Genomic DNA, 15934 nt, shown 5'->3' on the forward strand with positions numbered 1-15934 from the left:
TGCTCTCACTCCGCAGCCGAAGGTCGCTTCGCCGCAGCGATACGCCCCTTATTGATGTCGGCAGCACTGCGCTCAGGCAACTTGGAGCTCCGGCGAGACCGCACGATCTGATAACCGGGGCGCAGCAGCAAATAACGTAGCGGCGCGAAGATCCCCGAAGCTATGTGAACGAGGCGGGTGAAGGGGACCAACAGGAAAATGGTCAGTCCGAGCAGGATGTGCAGCTTGAACACAAGCGCCGCGCCCGCGACATAGTCCGCAGCACCCGGCTGGAACGTCCAGATCATCTGCGCCCATGTCATGAACTTGACCATCTCGTGACCGTCGGAGTGTTGCCAGCTCACCGGAACCGTCCCGAGACCGAGCAGAAGCTGAGCCAGCAGGAGCACGAGGATCGCGATATCGGCAAAGCTCGACGTCAACCGGATACGTTGGTCGGTCCAGCGGCGATAGAGCAGCATCCCGCCGCCGATCGTCGCCATCACGCCCGCGATCCCGCCTGCCACGATTGCGAGGATTTGTTTGGCGCCGTGGCTGACATGGAGCATGTCGAATACCCAGATCGGCGTCAGAAGGCCGACGACATGGCCCACGAAGATCACAAGAACCCCGACATGGAACAGGATCGATGCGATCGCGAAATGACGCTGTCGCAGCAACTGGCTCGACGAGGTTTTCCAAGTGAAGGGATCACGATCGTAACGCGCGATCGATCCCAGGAAGAGCACGGAAAGTGCGATGTAGGGGTAGATGCCAAAGAGAAACGTATTCATCTGAGCCTCCGTCATTCCGCCGCGGTTTTCGCGTGGCGCAGTTTGGGCGGATCCATCTGCGCGAGCATGTCGCGCACCTGCGGACAGCCTGTATTCGGGTCGGGACCGAAGGTAACCTCGGTTTCTTCCCAGATCTTGTCGATCTCCTCGAGATCGTCGGGGGACGGATCAGGTCGCGCGAGAATCTCGGCCACAGCCTCCTCGTCAGCCATCTCACCCGACATTTGCACGAGCGCCGTGAAGATCGCCGCATAGGCGCTCTCGCGCTTGCCCAACCGTTCCCCGACCGCAGCGAGGATATGGGCTGCATCCGCCAGCATATCGCGCGCTTCCTCGGGCGGACGAGCCGCAAGGAACTCGAGCAGCACGGGAAGATGGTCGGGCAGTTCGGTCGTTGCTGGCTCAAAACCTGCCGCACGATAGGTCTCGAGCAGGTCGACCATGGCACCGCCACGATCACGGCTTTCTCCATGGACATGTTCGAAGAGGTTGAGCGACAGGCTGCGCGAGCGGTCGAAGAGCATCACATAGTCCTCTTCGAGCGCGTAGATGTCACGGGCACCGAGTTCTTCGATCAGCGGGCGCAAGTCCCGCCGTGCCGCCGCCGTGAGCCGCGTCTCGGAGGCGAGAACGCCCCCGATCTCCGGCATCGCTTGTTGCAGTTCCTGCGTCGGATAGCTCAGCAGGACCGAGAAGGCCTTGAGCGTGCGATCGTTGAGTTGATGGTCCATCACTGCACCTCCTGCGGCATCTTGAGCGGTCTTTTGGAGCCCCCGAAGAGCGAGCCCTTCGAGATCCCGGTCGAGCAGCCGTTGCAATCGGTGAACCCGGTGCCCGCGCGCAGGTCATAGGCATCCTCGACCTGTTCACGATGGGTCGTCGGGATCACGAAGCGGTCCTCGTAATCGGCGAGCGCCATGATCTTATACATATCCTCGATCACACGACCCGAGAGACCGACACGTGCGGCGATCCCTTCGTCGCGAACCCCGTCGACGGTCTTGGCCCGCATGTAGGAACGCATCGCAAGCATCCGCTCAAGCGCGGTAGCGATCGGCGCCTCGTCACCGGCTGTCAGCATGTTGGCGAGGTAGCGCAGCGGAATACGCAGGCTCTTCACGTCCGGCATCGCGCCATCCATGCCGATCGCGCCCGCCTCGGCGGCGTTCTGGATCGGTGAGAGCGGCGGAATATACCAGACCATCGGCAGCGTCCGGTATTCGGGATGCAGCGGGAAGGCGACCTTCCACTCCATCGCCATCTTCCAGATCGGGCTTTGCTGCGCCGACTTGATCCATTCCTCCGGAACGCCATCGGCTCGTGCGGCCTCGATTACGACCGGATCGTTGGGATCGAGGAACACGTCGAGCTGCGCGTCATAGAGCTGCTGCTCGGAGGGCGCATTCGCCGCTTGCTCGATCTTGTCGGCATCATAGAGCATGACGCCGAGATACCGAATCCGGCCCACGCAGGTTTCCGAACAAACGGTTGGGTTGCCGCTCTCGATCCGCGGGTAGCACAGGGTGCATTTCTCGGATTTTCCGGTCGACCAGTTGTAATAGACCTTCTTGTAGGGGCAGCCCGAGACGCACATCCGCCAGCCGCGGCATTTTTCCTGGTCGATCAGGACGATGCCGTCTTCCTCACGTTTGTAGATCGCACCCGAAGGACACGACGCTGCACAGGCCGGATTAAGGCAATGCTCGCACAGTCGCGGCAGATACATCATGAAGGTGTTCTCGTATTCCCCGTAGATCTCCTTCTGCACCCCCTCGAAGTTGTAGTCCTTCGAGCGTTTCGAGAATTCGCCGCCAAGGATTTCTTCCCAGTTCGGCCCCTTTTCGATTTTCTCGATCCGTTCGCCAGTGATCTTGGAGCGCGGGCGGGCGGTCGGAAAAGCTTTCATCTCGGGCGCGTTGGCGAGATGCTCGTAGTCGAAATCGAACGGCTCGTAATAGTCGTCGATCGCAGGCAGGTCGGGGTTGGCGAAGATATTCGCCACGATCCGCCATTTCGAACCCTGCCGCGGGATCAGCTTACCGGAACGGGTGCGTTTCCAGCCACCGTTCCAGCGTTTCTGATTTTCCCAGTCGGTCGGGTAGCCGGTGCCGGGCTTAGTCTCGACGTTGTTGAACCAAGCGTATTCGACACCGTCGCGGCTGGTCCAGACGTTCTTGCAAGTCACGGAGCAGGTGTGACACCCGATACATTTGTCGAGGTTCAGCACCATGCCGATTTGTGCGCGGACTCTCATTCTGCTGCCTCCTGGGTAGCGGGCTCATCGAGCCAGTCGATCTTCTTCATCTTGCGGACCACGACGAATTCGTCGCGGTTCGCACCCACGGTGCCGTAGTAGTTGAACCCGTAGGAAAGCTGGGCGTAGCCACCGATCATATGCGTGGGCTTGAGCGTCGCGCGGGTCACCGAATTGTGGATACCTCCGCGCAGGCCGGTCTTCTGAGAGCCGGGCGTGTTCACGATCTTCTCCTGGGCGTGATACATGAAGATCGTGCCTTCCTTCATCCGCTGCGAGACGACCGCCCGCGCGGTCAGCGCGCCGTTAACGTTGTAGGCTTCAACCCAGTCGTTATCTTCGATTCCCGCTTTCTTCGCGTCGGTCTCCGAAATCCAGACCACCGGCCCGCCCCGGTTCAGCGTGAGCATCAGCAGGTTGTCGGTATAGGTGGAGTGGATGCCCCACTTCTGGTGCGGAGTGATGAAGTTCAGCACAACATGCTTGTCGTCGCCGGCGAGCACATCTTGCGTCACGGTCTTCAGGTCGACCGGCGGACGATAGGACACAAAGCCCTCGCCGAAAGCGCGCATCCAGAGGTGGTCCTGATAGAGCTGCTGACGACCTGAAAGGGTGCGCCATGGGATCAGCTCATGCACGTTGGTGTAGCCGGCGTTGTAGCAGACTTCCTCGCTCTCGATACCCGACCAGGTCGGGGACGAGATGATCTTGCGCGGTTGCGCAGCGATATCACGGAAGCGGATCTTCGTGTGCTCCTGCCCTTCGGCAAGGTGCTTATGCCCGCGGCCGGTGGGCTTCTCGAGCGCCCCCCAAGCCTTGACCGCAACCTCGCCGTTGGTTTCGGGCGCGAGCATTAGGATCACCTCGGTTGCGTCGATGTCGGTATCGATTTTCGGACAACCTTTGGTGGGACCATCCTCCCATTCGCCATTGAGTTTGCGAAGCGCTTCGACCTCGTGCTTGGTATCCCAGCCAATGCCCTTGCCGCCATTGCCCAGCTTGTCCATCAGCGGACCGAGCGCCACATACCGATCGTAGATTGCACCGTAGTCGCGCTCGACAGTGACGTAGTTAGGCGCGGTTTTACCCGGGATCAGGTCGCATTCACCCTTCTTCCAATCGCGCACCTCGGGCTGAGCCAATTCGCCTGCCGTGTCGTGCAGGATCGGCGCCTGGACAATGTCGGTTTCCTGACCAAGAACCTCCGGCGAAACCTCTTGGAATTTCTTGGCGATCGCCTTGAAGATCTCCCAGTCGGACTTCGACTCGTAAGCAGGGTCTACAGCCGCTTGAAGCGGGTGAATGAACGGGTGCATATCGGAGGTGTTGAGGTCGTTCTTCTCATACCACGAAGCGGTCGGCAGAACGACGTCGGAATAGACTGCGGTCGTCGACATACGGAAGTCGATGCAAACGAGCAGGTCGAGTTTGCCTTCCGGCGCCTCGTCATGCCAAACGGCCTCCTTCGGCTTCGCCCGACCTTCCTCGCCGAGATCCTTTCCGAGAATCCCGCTGTCGGTGCCGAGTAGGTGACGAATGAAATATTCGTGCCCCTTGCCCGACGAACCCAAGAGGTTCGAGCGCCACACATAGAGATTGCGCATCCAGTTTTCCGGAGCGTCAGGGTCCTCGCAGGACATCTGCAGCTCACCGGACTTCAGCTTTTCGGCCACGTAGTCTTTGGGATCCATGCCCGCTGCCTTGGCAGCCTTGGTGACCTCGAGCGGGTTCGTCTTGAGTTGCGGCGCCGAAGGCAACCACCCCATACGCTCGGCGCGAATGTTGTAGTCGACCAGCGAGATGTCCCAGTCACCCTTCGGCGCGGTCGGAGACAGGATCTCGTCCACCCCGAGCGTTTCGTAACGCCATTGGTCGGAATGGGCATAGAAGGCCGAGGTGCCGTTCATCTGACGCGGCGGGCGCCCCCAATCCAGAGCGAAGGCGAGCGGAAGCCAACCCGTTTGCGGGCGCAGTTTCTCCTGACCGACATAGTGGCTCCAGCCACCACCTTCCTGACCGACACAACCGCACATCACCAGCAGGTTGATGATGCCACGGTAGTTCATGTCCATATGATACCAGTGGTTCAGACCCGCCCCCAGGATCACCATGGATTTGCCGTGAGTCTTTTCGGCATTGCTGGCGAACTCGCGTGCGACCGCGATGATCTTGTCGGCGGAGACGCCGGTGATCTTCTCGGCCCATTTCGGCGTGTAGGGCAGGTCCTCATTGAAGTCATGGCTGACCCAGTCGCCCCCCAGACCACGATCGAGACCGTAATTCGCACAAAGGAGGTCAAACACGGTCGCTACCATGGCCTCGCGGCCATCAGCGAGCGTGACCTTTCTAACCGGCACGTTTCGGGTCAGGACGTCGGGGTGTTGGCACTTGACGAAATTCTCCGTAGCGGCGCCGCCGAAATAGGGGAAATCGACACCGACGACATCGTCATGGCACTCTTCCAAAACCTGGCTGAGCCGAAGCTTCGCCTCTCCCGTGCCGGCGCGGTCCTCGAGGTTCCACTTGCCCTCTTCCCCCCAACGGAAACCGATGGACCCGTTCGGCACGACCATCGCCCCGGAGGCTTCATCATAGGCAACGGTCTTCCATTCGGGGTTGTTGCTCTCACCCAACCCGTCTGCGAGGTCCGAAGCCCGAAGCATCTTGCCGGGGATGTGGCGGCCATCCTCCTCATCGAGCAGCACGAGCATCGGCATGTCCGAATAGCGACGCGCATAATCCTCGAAATACTCGGCCTGACGATCGAGATGATATTCGCGCAGGACCACATGCCCCATCGCCATCGCCAGCGCCGAGTCGGTGCCCTGCTTGGGATTGAGCCAGATGTCACCGAATTTCGAGGCTTCCGAGTAATCGGGGCAAATCACGGCAGATTTGGTGCCGCGGTAGCGGGCCTCGGTATAGAAATGCGCGTCCGGCGTGCGGGTTTGCGGCACGTTCGAGCCCCAAATCAGCAGATAGCCCGCATTATACCAATCGGCAGATTCCGGGACGTCGGTCTGCTCGCCCCAGGTCTGCGGCGAGGCAGGCGGAAGATCGCAATACCAGTCATAGAAGGACAGACAGGTGCCGCCCAGCAGAGACAGGTAACGCGCACCTGCAGCGTAGCTGACCATCGACATGGCCGGGATCGGCGAGAAGCCGAAGACGCGATCGGGCCCGTAGGTCTTTGCAGTATAGGCATTGGCGGTCGCAGCGATCTCGGTAGCTTCGTCCCAGCTCGCGCGCACAAAACCGCCCTTCCCGCGGGCCTTGGTGTATTCGGCGCGCAGCAGAGGATCGCTCTGGATGGCAGTCCATGCTTCGATTGGCGACTTGGTCTTGCGCATCTCGCGCCACATTTTCAGCAGCTTGCCACGCACCATCGGATGCTTCATCCGCGCTGCGGAATAGAGATACCAGCTATAGGAGGCGCCGCGGGCACAGCCGCGCGGCTCGTGGTTGGGCAATCCGGGACGCGTGCGCGGGTAATCGGTTTGCTGGGTCTCCCATGTCACGATCCCCGACTTCACGTAAATCTTCCAGCTGCAAGACCCGGTGCAGTTCACACCATGGGTCGAGCGGACGATCTTGTCGTGACGCCAGCGGGACCGATAGGTCTCTTCCCATTTACGGTCCTCGCGGGTCACCTGCCCGTGGCCGTCGGAGAACTGCTCCAACTCCTTGGATTGCAGGAAATTGAGTCTGTCGAGCAAGTGGCTCATGTCGCGTCTCCTTGCGGTAATGGATTGGAAGCGCGCGCCGCGGGACGCCACAGCGCGCGCCGGTCGCGTCAGCAGGGAACGGAGGCGCCCTTGCGGCTGTAGAAGAACCACGTCACCACCACGCAGAGCGCGTAGAAGATCATGAAGCCCCACAGAGCTGCGTTGGGAGCGCCGGTCAGGCTGATCGACGTGCCGTAGAATTTCGGGATGAAGAAGGCTCCATAGGCCGCGATCGCCGAGGTGAAGGCGATGATCGCCGAGCTCTCCAGCTCCGATTGCTTGAGCGTGGCGGCCGCGTCGAGATGCGGGCTCAGACGCGGCACTTCCTGACGCATGATCGAGGGGATCATCTGGAAGGTCGAGGCATTACCCACGCCGGTCAGGAAGAACAGCGCCATGAAGCAGGCGAAGAAGCCCCAGAAGCTGCCGGCGTCACCGGCCGAGGGCAGAAACTGCAGCACCCCCCAGACGGCGACGATCATGCCGACGAAGGTCCAGAAGGTCACGCGACCGCCACCGAACTTGTCGGAAATCCAACCTGTGCCAGCCCGGCTCAGCGCGCCCACCAGCGGCCCGAGGAAAGCGAATTGCAGCACGTCCACCTCAGGAAACTGCGTCTTCATGAGCAGCGGGAAGCCCGCGGAATAGCCGATGAAACTTCCGAACGTGCCGGTGTAGAGGACGCACATCACCCAGTTGTGGAAGCGCGAGAAAATCACCGATTGCTGTTTGAACGAAGCGCTGGCCGATGCGATGTCATTCATTCCGAACCATGCGGCGATCGCCGAAAGCACGATGAAGGGCACCCAGACGAAGCCGGCGTTCTGCAGGAAAAGCTCACCCCCTGCCGACAATTGCTGCGGCGCGCCGCCGAGGGAGCCGAAGACGCCCGTGGTGATCACGATCGGCACGACGAACTGCATCACCGAGACGCCCGCGTTGCCGAGGCCTGCATTGAGAGCCAGCGCGTTCCCCTTGGTCTTCTTGGGGTAAAAATAAGCGATGTTGGCCATCGAGGAGGCGAAGTTTCCACCACCGAAGCCGCAGAGCAGCGCGAGCAGCAGGAAGATGGCGTAGGGGGTCTCGGGGTTCTGCACCGCAAAGCCGATACCGAGCGCGGGCAAAAGCAGCGTGGCGGTCGAGAAGGCCGTCCATTTGCGTCCGCCGAAGATCGGGATCATGAAACTGTAGAAGATGCGCAGTGTCGCGCCCGACAGGCCCGGCAGTGCCGCCAGCCAGAACAGTTGTCCGGTCGAGTAGTCGAAGCCGATTGCGGGAAGCTTGGCGACCACGACGGACCACACCATCCAGACCGAGAAGGCGAGGAGAAGCGCGGGGATCGAGATCCAGAGGTTGCGGGTGGCGATCGCATGCCCGCGGGTTTTCCAGAACTCCGGATCCTCGGGGCGCCAGTCGGTCAGCACGTGGCCGCTTTGACCGGAGGTTGCTGTTGTGGTGGCCATTGGAGTGGCTCCTTCAGAAATGTGCGAGGGGGCAGGCCACCCAGCGGGAAGCCCGTTGGGTTTTCATCAGGGCATGGACTTCGCGAGCGGCTCATTGGGCACATCGGAAAGATACTTCTCTCCTTTGAGACCAGGATGCCGTGCATGTTCCATGCGGCGGATGGCGATGTGCATCCAGACCGTCGAGACGAGGACCAGCACGAAGAGCAACATGAAGGGAGCGGTCCAGACACCACTTTGGTCGAGCAAGAAGCCGAAGCTGATGGGCAGGAAGAAACCACCCAGTCCCCCGATCATGCCGACGAGTCCGCCAACGGCCCCGACGTGATGCGGGTAATAAACCGGGATATGCTTGTAGACGGCAGCCTTTCCGAGGCTCATCACGAAGCCCAAGATCACGGTCATCACCATAAACATCGTCGCGTTGAGGCCGAAGGTGAACGAGATCGGACCGTGGATGCCTTCAACCGTGTAGCTGGTCTCGGGGTAGCTCATGACGAACAGGAGCACGAGCGAGACAATGAAGGTCAAATACATGACGAAACGCGCGCCCCACTTGTCGGACATCCACCCACCAAGAGCGCGGAAAACGGAACCAGGCAGGGAGTAGAAGCCAGCAAAGACTCCGGCCGTCGTGAGCGGCAACCCGTAAGCCCCGACATAGTAGCGCGGCAAGAACGAGGCGAGCGCAACAAAACCGCCGAAGACGAAGAAGTAATAGGTAGCGAAACGCCAAACCTGGATATTCTTGAGCGGTGCGAGTTGGTCCCCTGCAGATACCGGTTTGGCGCCAGTCTTCTTGCGTTCCTTTTGCACCGGATCGGTCTTCGCAGTCAGGTAGAAGAACACTGCCGTTGCAGCGAGAACGACGGCATAGACCTTCGCAGTGCCTTCCCAGCCAAGCGCGACGACAAGGAAGGGAGCAGCGAAGTTCGTCACCGCAGCGCCGACGTTGCCCGCGCCGAAGATACCCAAGGCGGTGCCCTGACGCTCTTTCTCGAACCAGCGTGACGTGTATGCGACGCCGACAATGAAGGATCCCCCCGCCAGGCCAAGGCCAAGTGCTGCGATCAGGAAGACCTCGTAGGTGTGAACCGTTGCCAGCAGCCAGACAGCAACTGCCGTAATGAGCATCTGCAGCGGAAACATGATCCGGCCACCGAACTGCTCGGTCCAGACGCCAAGGAAGATACGGCTGATCGAACCCGTCAGAACCGGGGTGGCAACCAACAGTCCGAACTGCGTATCGGACAAGCCAAGCTCCTGCTTGATCCGGACGCCAATGATCGAAAAAATCGTCCAGACCGCGAAGCAGACGGTGAAGGCGAAAGTGCTGAGCCCCAATGCCCGGTATTGGTCCGAACGAGTGACTCCATCGAGTGTATGCATGTTCTCTCTCCGCAGTTGGGCGGACGTGAACCGCCGGTCTGGTTGCGGACAGATCAACAGGCAGAGAGACTGGAAGAGGTTGATCGAAATCAAACCGATTAGCTGGTAGGATCGAAACAAGTCGCCGCTCGGCAAGGATCACGCCGACAGAAAACACCTATCAACCCGCTCGCCAATCGGCGACAATTGACCGCTTGATATTTATCAAGCATCACCGTCAGGCACGATTAGAGGTGAAGCATGGCCATCCGCTTGCGCGACGATGAATCTTCCGAGATTCGCGCGCTACGACTGTTTTCCGGGATCGACGACGAGAATTTTTCTGCGTTGATCCGAGGTGCCTATGTCCAAAACTTTCCGCCGCAAATCGAGTTGTTCACTGAGGGCGAGACTAGTGATTTCCTTCACGTCGTCATCAGTGGGTCGGTGGAATTGTTCGCAACATGGAATGGGCGCGAAACGACGATGGAGACGCTGCAGCCCGTCTCAACCTTCATCGTGGCGGCTACCGTCAAAGCAGCGCCCTACCTGATGTCTGCGCGCACGCTTGAGAAGTCGCGCATCATCTTGGTGCCATCAGAGGATGTTCGTGCAATCTTCGATGCCGACCAGACATTCGCACGCAACGTCGTAACAGAGCTCGCTCAGGGATATCGTGGGGTTGTGCGGAACACAAAGAACCTCAAGCTCCGAACTTCCCTTGAGCGCCTGGCCAACTACCTTGTTCATCGCCACACATGCGAGGATAAGGCAGATGTCTTTGATCTTGGGATCGAAAAACGGCGTCTGGCTTCTTACTTGGGCATGACGCCAGAAAACCTGAGTCGAGCGATCCGTCAGTTGGAACCCTACGGCGTGCAAATCGATGGAAGCTGCGTTACGATCACCGATGCAAAAGATCTTCGTGCTTTTGCCAAACCTTCTGACCTGATCGACGATCCCTGTTCCTGAAGGTCAGCGCCTTCCGTCGGCCTCGTCGATCAGTAAGCGTTGCATCCGAACCCGCTCACGCGTCCGTCGTTTCGCGCTTAGGGGGCCTATCTTGGCGCTACGCGCCAAGATGGAAAGTTAGCAATCATTGCCGTTTCCGTTAGTGAGCTTTGGACCCCTATGCAGCGAGGTCGGACGGTTGCCTTTCTCGGGGCTCCGTCCTCGGCCGCGAATTCGCTAGGATGCAATGAAGAAGGCCGGAAAAGCGGGCTGGCCGAGGACCGCGTGAAATCGCTTGTGCGTCTCTGGCGCCAGTCCCGGCCCCTGAAGCGCGATCTCGCGGTCTCGATCCTGCTCGATGTGTCGCGATCCACCGAAAGCGCGGTCTCGGGCTGTCACAGTCACAACATGACCGACGTCGGACACTCGTATCCTTGACAATTGACAAGCGCTACGGAGTTGATCTCCAAAGTAGTCGTCCGAGAGGTCCGCTATCCGCTGCCTTAACGCGACTCCGAAAAAAGGCGAGGCTGTCGGACAATCGATCTCGCAGCGTTTCACCGGCAGTTTGCGCTCGAGTCGATTTCGCTGAGCCGCACGAAGCCAAAACTAATGCGACATCAGCTCTTACTTTTTTCCTCCTCTTGCTTGTGGCCGTCGTCATTTAGCTCCTCCCAAGCTTCACGAGCCCTCATTTCAAGATCGTGTCCCACTTCGAGCTGCTCCACCTGCGCATTGAACCAACGGGCCTCCTCCTCGGTCAGCGGCGCATGGGATCGCTTCCACGAGCGCCGCTCAAACCAAATGGTCGCCCATAGAGCGATGATCACCAAGACGCCAAACACTGCGGCCACCACGATCGCCAGATCCAAATTCGGGTTCACACAATCCGCCATTTCAATCTCCCTGTTTCACTGCAACGGAGGACGGTTTTCGTGCGCGACTAGGGCGTCGATCAGTTTGATCACCGCGCGCAGATCCCACCCGCGCTCGGCTCCTCGCAGCATGTCCGTTAGCGCATCGACCGTATCCGCTGGCAGGCCTCGTGCCGCCCCTTCGCGCCGTGCGAAATACGCCAGATGTGCGCCGGCGAGCGGCGGGATATAAACCACGCGACAGCGGCTTTGCAGCGGCGCTGGAACGGCAAGACGGTCGTTCGAGGTCAGGATCCAGCTGATCCAGCGCATGTCGAACCGCACGCGGAAAAATGGGCAGCTCCAGGTCCGCGCACTGAGGGGGTCCAGCAGCGGCAATAGCGCATTGCTCAGCGCAAAGCTAAAGCCTCGACTTGAACGCACATCGCCGCACTTATCCACCTCGTCGATCACGATGACCGGGTTACCCACGCGCTGATGCAGGATGAGCTCCACAGGCCGGCCCGGATGGGCCGTCGACCAGCCTCGTTGGCTTCCGGCTACCGCGAAGCCCGCCGGTTCATTCGATGCGTCGATCAGTTCTGTCGGCGTGCCGATCAATTCCGCCAATCGACGCGCCCAGTGGCTCTTTCCGATGCCAGGAGGCCCATCAAGCAAGAGCGGAGGCAGACGGAGGGCGGGAGCACCTTTGCGCATGCTTTCACGCATCGCATACCACGCGATTTCTGTCGCACTGGACATCCAAGGCATCTCCTCGTGTAGCGCCGCGGCAATTTCGTCCGCCCTATGCTCGCTCTCAAGCTGAATAAGCTGGACGCCGTTTTGGAGTGCCGAGAGCTTCTTCCGTTCGTCATAGCTGAGATGGCTCATTCTGGAGGCCTGCTGTCGAAGCTCTACGAGCATTTGAGCGCGGCGGCGGATCTTGTCCCTGTCTTTGCGGCTTGGGGAGATCTGATCCGTCACATCAGACCATTCCTCGCCTCGATCGAGGTTCGAAAACCAGTCTTCATCGATCCCTAGATTCTTGCGGCGCAGTTCCGAGAGTGTCTTAGAGAGCCGGGTCTCAATGTCATTTGCTGTGTCCGACGGGAAGAACCGAATATCGGCAATCCGAAAGTGAACCGAGCGACGCGGGCCGCTCCTGGTGGGGACGGAACGTCTCGTCATTCCAACGACCCTGCAGTTCGACAGAAAATCAAGGGTTCACGGCTATGCACGATAGAAAACCTCACCCGTGGTTCGCACAAGCGGCGAGCCGTCCTCCGAGAGAACTCATGGGGCCTGCATTCCGGCGACATTCCACGAACGGGGTCAATACATGCGGTTCTCTTGTCAGGAGCGCTTTTGAGCGTCGTCATTGAAAAAACTCCCGCCACTCATCGTCGGAGAAATTGCAGGAAAGATCGTCGTGAACCTTTTCCAAGGCCAGACGTTCAAACGCAGCTGTGCGATATGCCTCAGCGGTTCTTTCGCTTCGGTGACCACAGGCCTTCATGGCTAACTCGACGCCGCGGGAACCGAAACGGGCGAATTCATCATGGAGCTTCGTTCGCGCCGCGTGCGATCCTGTCCCCAGAACTTGGCTCCAGAGGAAGCTCACGTAATTCTTGTGAGGTGCTGTGTCGTCATAGTTCACAAACAACAATCGTCGTTTCTGGAAACAAGATTCTCGCATTTCCGACAAGTAGATCGGCGCACACCCTTGCAGCACGACTTGATCAATGAAGAAGGCGAAGACTGGATGGATGCGGGACTGAAACCGACGACCAGTCTTCGATACCTTCAAATCGAATTTGTAGCCAGCTTCGTCCCAGGCAAGTTCCTTGCCGAACGAGATGCGTGTATCCGCGACGCGCAACGGTAGTGCTGCAAACAGAGTGATCGCAAGCGCGGCATTCCGTCGATACTGAGCATGTCGTGGATTTGGCAGCCGGTCGGCTTCTCCAAGCATCTCGAAAGCTATCGCAAACATCTCCGAATATGTCGGCAATGAGAGGACCTTTGCCTCCTTCTTTGGCTGAATCTTGGCGGAACGACGCTCGTGGAAACGAACACGCTCAAGAAGATAATCGAGAACTTCCTCCTTGGCGCCGATGTATCGTGCGAAGTCGCGCACTTGCCGCATCGCAGAATGAATAGTGACCGGTGAGAGTGGGCGCTCTCGGTTGAACAGGGACTTCTCATACTCCCGGGTTGCCTCCAATGTCAGGTCCATCGCCAGACCGCGATCACGTGCGACTTTGGCAAACTCCCGCAACTTCACTTTCGTCGTTGCAATCATGGAAGGCGCAGGGGGATTGGCCGCAACGCCCGGCAAGCCATCTTCCATCGCTGCAAGGGCCTCCAACCAGCTGTGCGGAAGATCACTAATATCCAGGGAGAACCTTTTCTCGCGCGGCTTGTGAGATCTATGCCTGTCTTCTGGGGGGCCGTGCCATCGCGCAATGGCGATGTCCAATTCACGTTCAAAAGGAGAGCGCTCAAAGATTTTCCTGAGCGCCGCTCGCAGCGAGGTCAGTTTACCCCACGTCCAATATTCGGTAGCTTTCGATATAAGGCCCGCATCAATGTGTGCCTCAGCATCCAGTTTCAATGCAGAAAAAAACTCGTCTACAATCGAAATCTGTGCAACCGAAATTTCACGCCTAACGATCTGAGTCAGAGTTTGGTCAATATCCAGCATTTGTGTTAATCGCCCGCGCTCGATAATTTCTCTTGCCCTTTTCACGCGATACGTCGGTGCGTTTCCATTCTTCATTTGGAGAACCCCGCCATCTTAATAATCTTATCCTGAACTTCGAGAAGCTCTCGCTCTTCATCAATCCAAGCATAATATTTACGAACTACGTTCGGGGTATTACACAAAAGCCGCGCGGCGCCAGCGTAGTCTCCAGGCTGAGCTCGTAAGTAAAGAGAAGCGAGCCCATGCCGAAAATTATGCGGGAACATTTGAAGGTGATGATTGCGTGCGTGGCGATGCAGCCAGCCCCGCAAAACGGTTGAAGAAAGTTGGGGACCCCCATAGCCAGGAAAGAGAAAATCCGACTCTTCCGATCCATGAATCTCTGGCCGAATTTCATCAAGATACCAGATCAATACCTCCAGCGCTCGCGTTGGACCGTCCACGAGCGATGCCTTGATATCACGCTTATTTTTCACGGAATGCGCTGGTAGTAATACGTATGCTTGCCTCCGCGCCCCAACGGGAAGGATGAGATTTGCATCCTCTCCCCTATGTCGAAGTTGAAGCATATTCGACACTCGCAGCGGCACCCCCCATAACGCGATCGCGGAAAAGCATGCAAGAACTCCCAGCTGAATAATTCTTCGCTCCTTGTAAGGAGAATTAAAGACTTCCGCTCGTAATGACTGAGCGTCCCTCATGAATGCCAGATGCAAACTTTGAAAAGTAAGTTCGGCACGACGATTTCGAAGAAGATGCTGGCAAAACGCTTTTGCCGGTTCAGACATCTCTTGCGCGTCGCGTTGCCCCTTTTTTAAGGTAGGGTTTATCTTGAGCGATGCTCTCATAAAGCTCGTATCAAGGTGCAACCACTCTGCGAGGATGGCGATGTTAGTTATATAGGAACGCATCGTGCGCTCCGAAATGCGGATGTTTCCATCTTGGTCTTGGATCCAAGCCCGAACAATTTCGAGAAATACAGGGCGATCGAAAATCTTCTCAAACGCGAGGATCTCATGTCTGATGACACCGATCATTAATCCGGTCCGAAGATACTTATTGAGAGCCGCCTGGCGCACATTTTGCGCAGCTTTGGAAAGCCCAAAGACCGCTTCCCCACTAATTTCATCCATCTCGCCGGACGAGGCGCTTTCGATCAACTGATGGGCTTGCTGTTGCAGATGAAAGGGAATGTGATCGGGCGCCGACCTCCGCACCCTATCCGGAACTTCCAGGTCGCATGTTGGCAGATTCCCCGCGATTTCGGATGAAAGGTGTCGATACTCATTCAGCCTGCGCACCGCCTGAGAAATGGTTCGACGACGTCTTGCATCGAGTGCATCAGAGAGGGTAGAGAGCCATGCGCCGTCAAGTTCATGAGGCTGGCGTCCAGAACGTCTAGCTTCTTTTGCAAGCTGCACGATCGGTATAAGTTCCTGGCGCCTGCGGCCAAAGGTTCCATCGACTAGCCTTTCGCATTCGAAAAGTAATTTGCTCCAGAGATCATTGGGGACGACGGTGGTCGCTGTCGTGGCTCCGCTGCTCTTTTTCAGTATGGAAACGACCCTCTGGCGCCAACCTTTGTAGGATTTGAATGTTTTGAAAAGATCGGGATCATAGTTTTTGCGATGGAAACGCCCCTCAAACGCCACCACATCCGCAGGGATACTAGCGAGACTGTTGACTTGATAAACTTTCAAGCAACGGCGGATCGCATCTCGGTAGATCTTTTTCGTTCCATCCGTATATCCCGCCTCGCATTCAATCCACCGAAGCACATCTACCATTGTGCCAACTGCGCCATCTTCTTTCTTTCCGGACATGTTCGCTAATTCCACTTTT

General features: G+C 58.3%; 12 protein-coding genes. 2 read left to right on the plus strand and 10 right to left on the minus strand.

Annotated elements, in window-relative coordinates; translation table 11 throughout:
* Window positions 1-5 precede the first annotated feature (5 nt).
* The 6 genes from narI to AKL02_RS17625 form a co-directional block, all read right to left on the minus strand.
* Window positions 6-773 (minus strand): respiratory nitrate reductase subunit gamma, encoded by a 768-nt coding sequence (gene narI / locus AKL02_RS17600; protein WP_083078308.1) that lies wholly within the window; start codon window positions 771-773, stop codon window positions 6-8.
* An 11-nt stretch (window positions 774-784) separates the two neighbouring features.
* Window positions 785-1504: a nitrate reductase molybdenum cofactor assembly chaperone gene (narJ, locus tag AKL02_RS17605; protein WP_083078307.1), complete on the minus strand. Its 720-nt coding sequence runs from the start codon at window positions 1502-1504 to the stop codon at window positions 785-787.
* Complete coding sequence (narH, locus tag AKL02_RS17610) at window positions 1504-3027, minus strand: nitrate reductase subunit beta (protein WP_078549144.1); 1524 nt, start codon at window positions 3025-3027, stop codon at window positions 1504-1506. Before narH ends, narJ begins: the two co-directional genes overlap by 1 nt.
* Window positions 3024-6752, minus strand: coding sequence for a nitrate reductase subunit alpha (locus AKL02_RS17615; RefSeq protein ID WP_083078306.1), 3729 nt, complete (start codon window positions 6750-6752; stop codon window positions 3024-3026). The genes narH and AKL02_RS17615 overlap by 4 nt, the downstream gene beginning before the upstream one ends.
* Window positions 6753-6820: 68 nt before the next feature.
* Window positions 6821-8215 carry a NarK family nitrate/nitrite MFS transporter gene (locus AKL02_RS17620; RefSeq protein WP_083078305.1) on the minus strand — a complete coding sequence of 465 codons (1395 nt, stop codon included), beginning with the start codon at window positions 8213-8215 and terminating at the stop codon, window positions 6821-6823.
* A gap of 66 nt (window positions 8216-8281) precedes the next feature.
* Complete coding sequence (locus AKL02_RS17625) at window positions 8282-9604, minus strand: MFS transporter (RefSeq protein WP_083078304.1); 1323 nt, start codon at window positions 9602-9604, stop codon at window positions 8282-8284.
* A 240-nt stretch (window positions 9605-9844) separates the two neighbouring features.
* On the opposite strand from AKL02_RS17625, the gene AKL02_RS17630 reads away from it, so the two are divergent.
* Window positions 9845-10555, plus strand: coding sequence for a cyclic nucleotide-binding domain-containing protein (locus AKL02_RS17630; RefSeq protein ID WP_108722388.1), 711 nt, complete (start codon window positions 9845-9847; stop codon window positions 10553-10555).
* A gap of 264 nt (window positions 10556-10819) precedes the next feature.
* Entirely contained in the window at window positions 10820-10972 is a 153-nt protein-coding gene (locus AKL02_RS17635) for a hypothetical protein (RefSeq protein ID WP_165756990.1), read from the plus strand.
* 182 nt (window positions 10973-11154) lie between these two features.
* Here the strand turns inward: AKL02_RS17635 and AKL02_RS17640 are convergent, their stop codons facing one another.
* The 4 genes from AKL02_RS17640 to AKL02_RS17655 form a co-directional block, all read right to left on the minus strand.
* Window positions 11155-11430 carry a hypothetical protein gene (locus AKL02_RS17640; RefSeq protein WP_083078302.1) on the minus strand — a complete coding sequence of 92 codons (276 nt, stop codon included), beginning with the start codon at window positions 11428-11430 and terminating at the stop codon, window positions 11155-11157.
* Between the two features lie 15 nt (window positions 11431-11445).
* Entirely contained in the window at window positions 11446-12576 is a 1131-nt protein-coding gene (locus AKL02_RS17645; protein WP_083078301.1) for an AAA family ATPase, read from the minus strand.
* A gap of 187 nt (window positions 12577-12763) precedes the next feature.
* On the minus strand, window positions 12764-14167 hold the full coding sequence (locus AKL02_RS17650) for a hypothetical protein (protein ID WP_133051969.1): 1404 nt from the start codon (window positions 14165-14167) through the stop codon (window positions 12764-12766).
* The gene (locus AKL02_RS17655; RefSeq protein WP_108722387.1) at window positions 14164-15915 is read right to left on the minus strand and encodes a site-specific integrase; all 1752 of its coding nucleotides are present in this window, start codon (window positions 15913-15915) and stop codon (window positions 14164-14166) included. The genes AKL02_RS17650 and AKL02_RS17655 overlap by 4 nt, the downstream gene beginning before the upstream one ends.
* Window positions 15916-15934 lie beyond the last annotated feature (19 nt).

Origin of the sequence: Thioclava electrotropha, from assembly GCF_002085925.2 — a bacterium.
GTDB classification, from domain to species: domain Bacteria; phylum Pseudomonadota; class Alphaproteobacteria; order Rhodobacterales; family Rhodobacteraceae; genus Thioclava; species Thioclava electrotropha.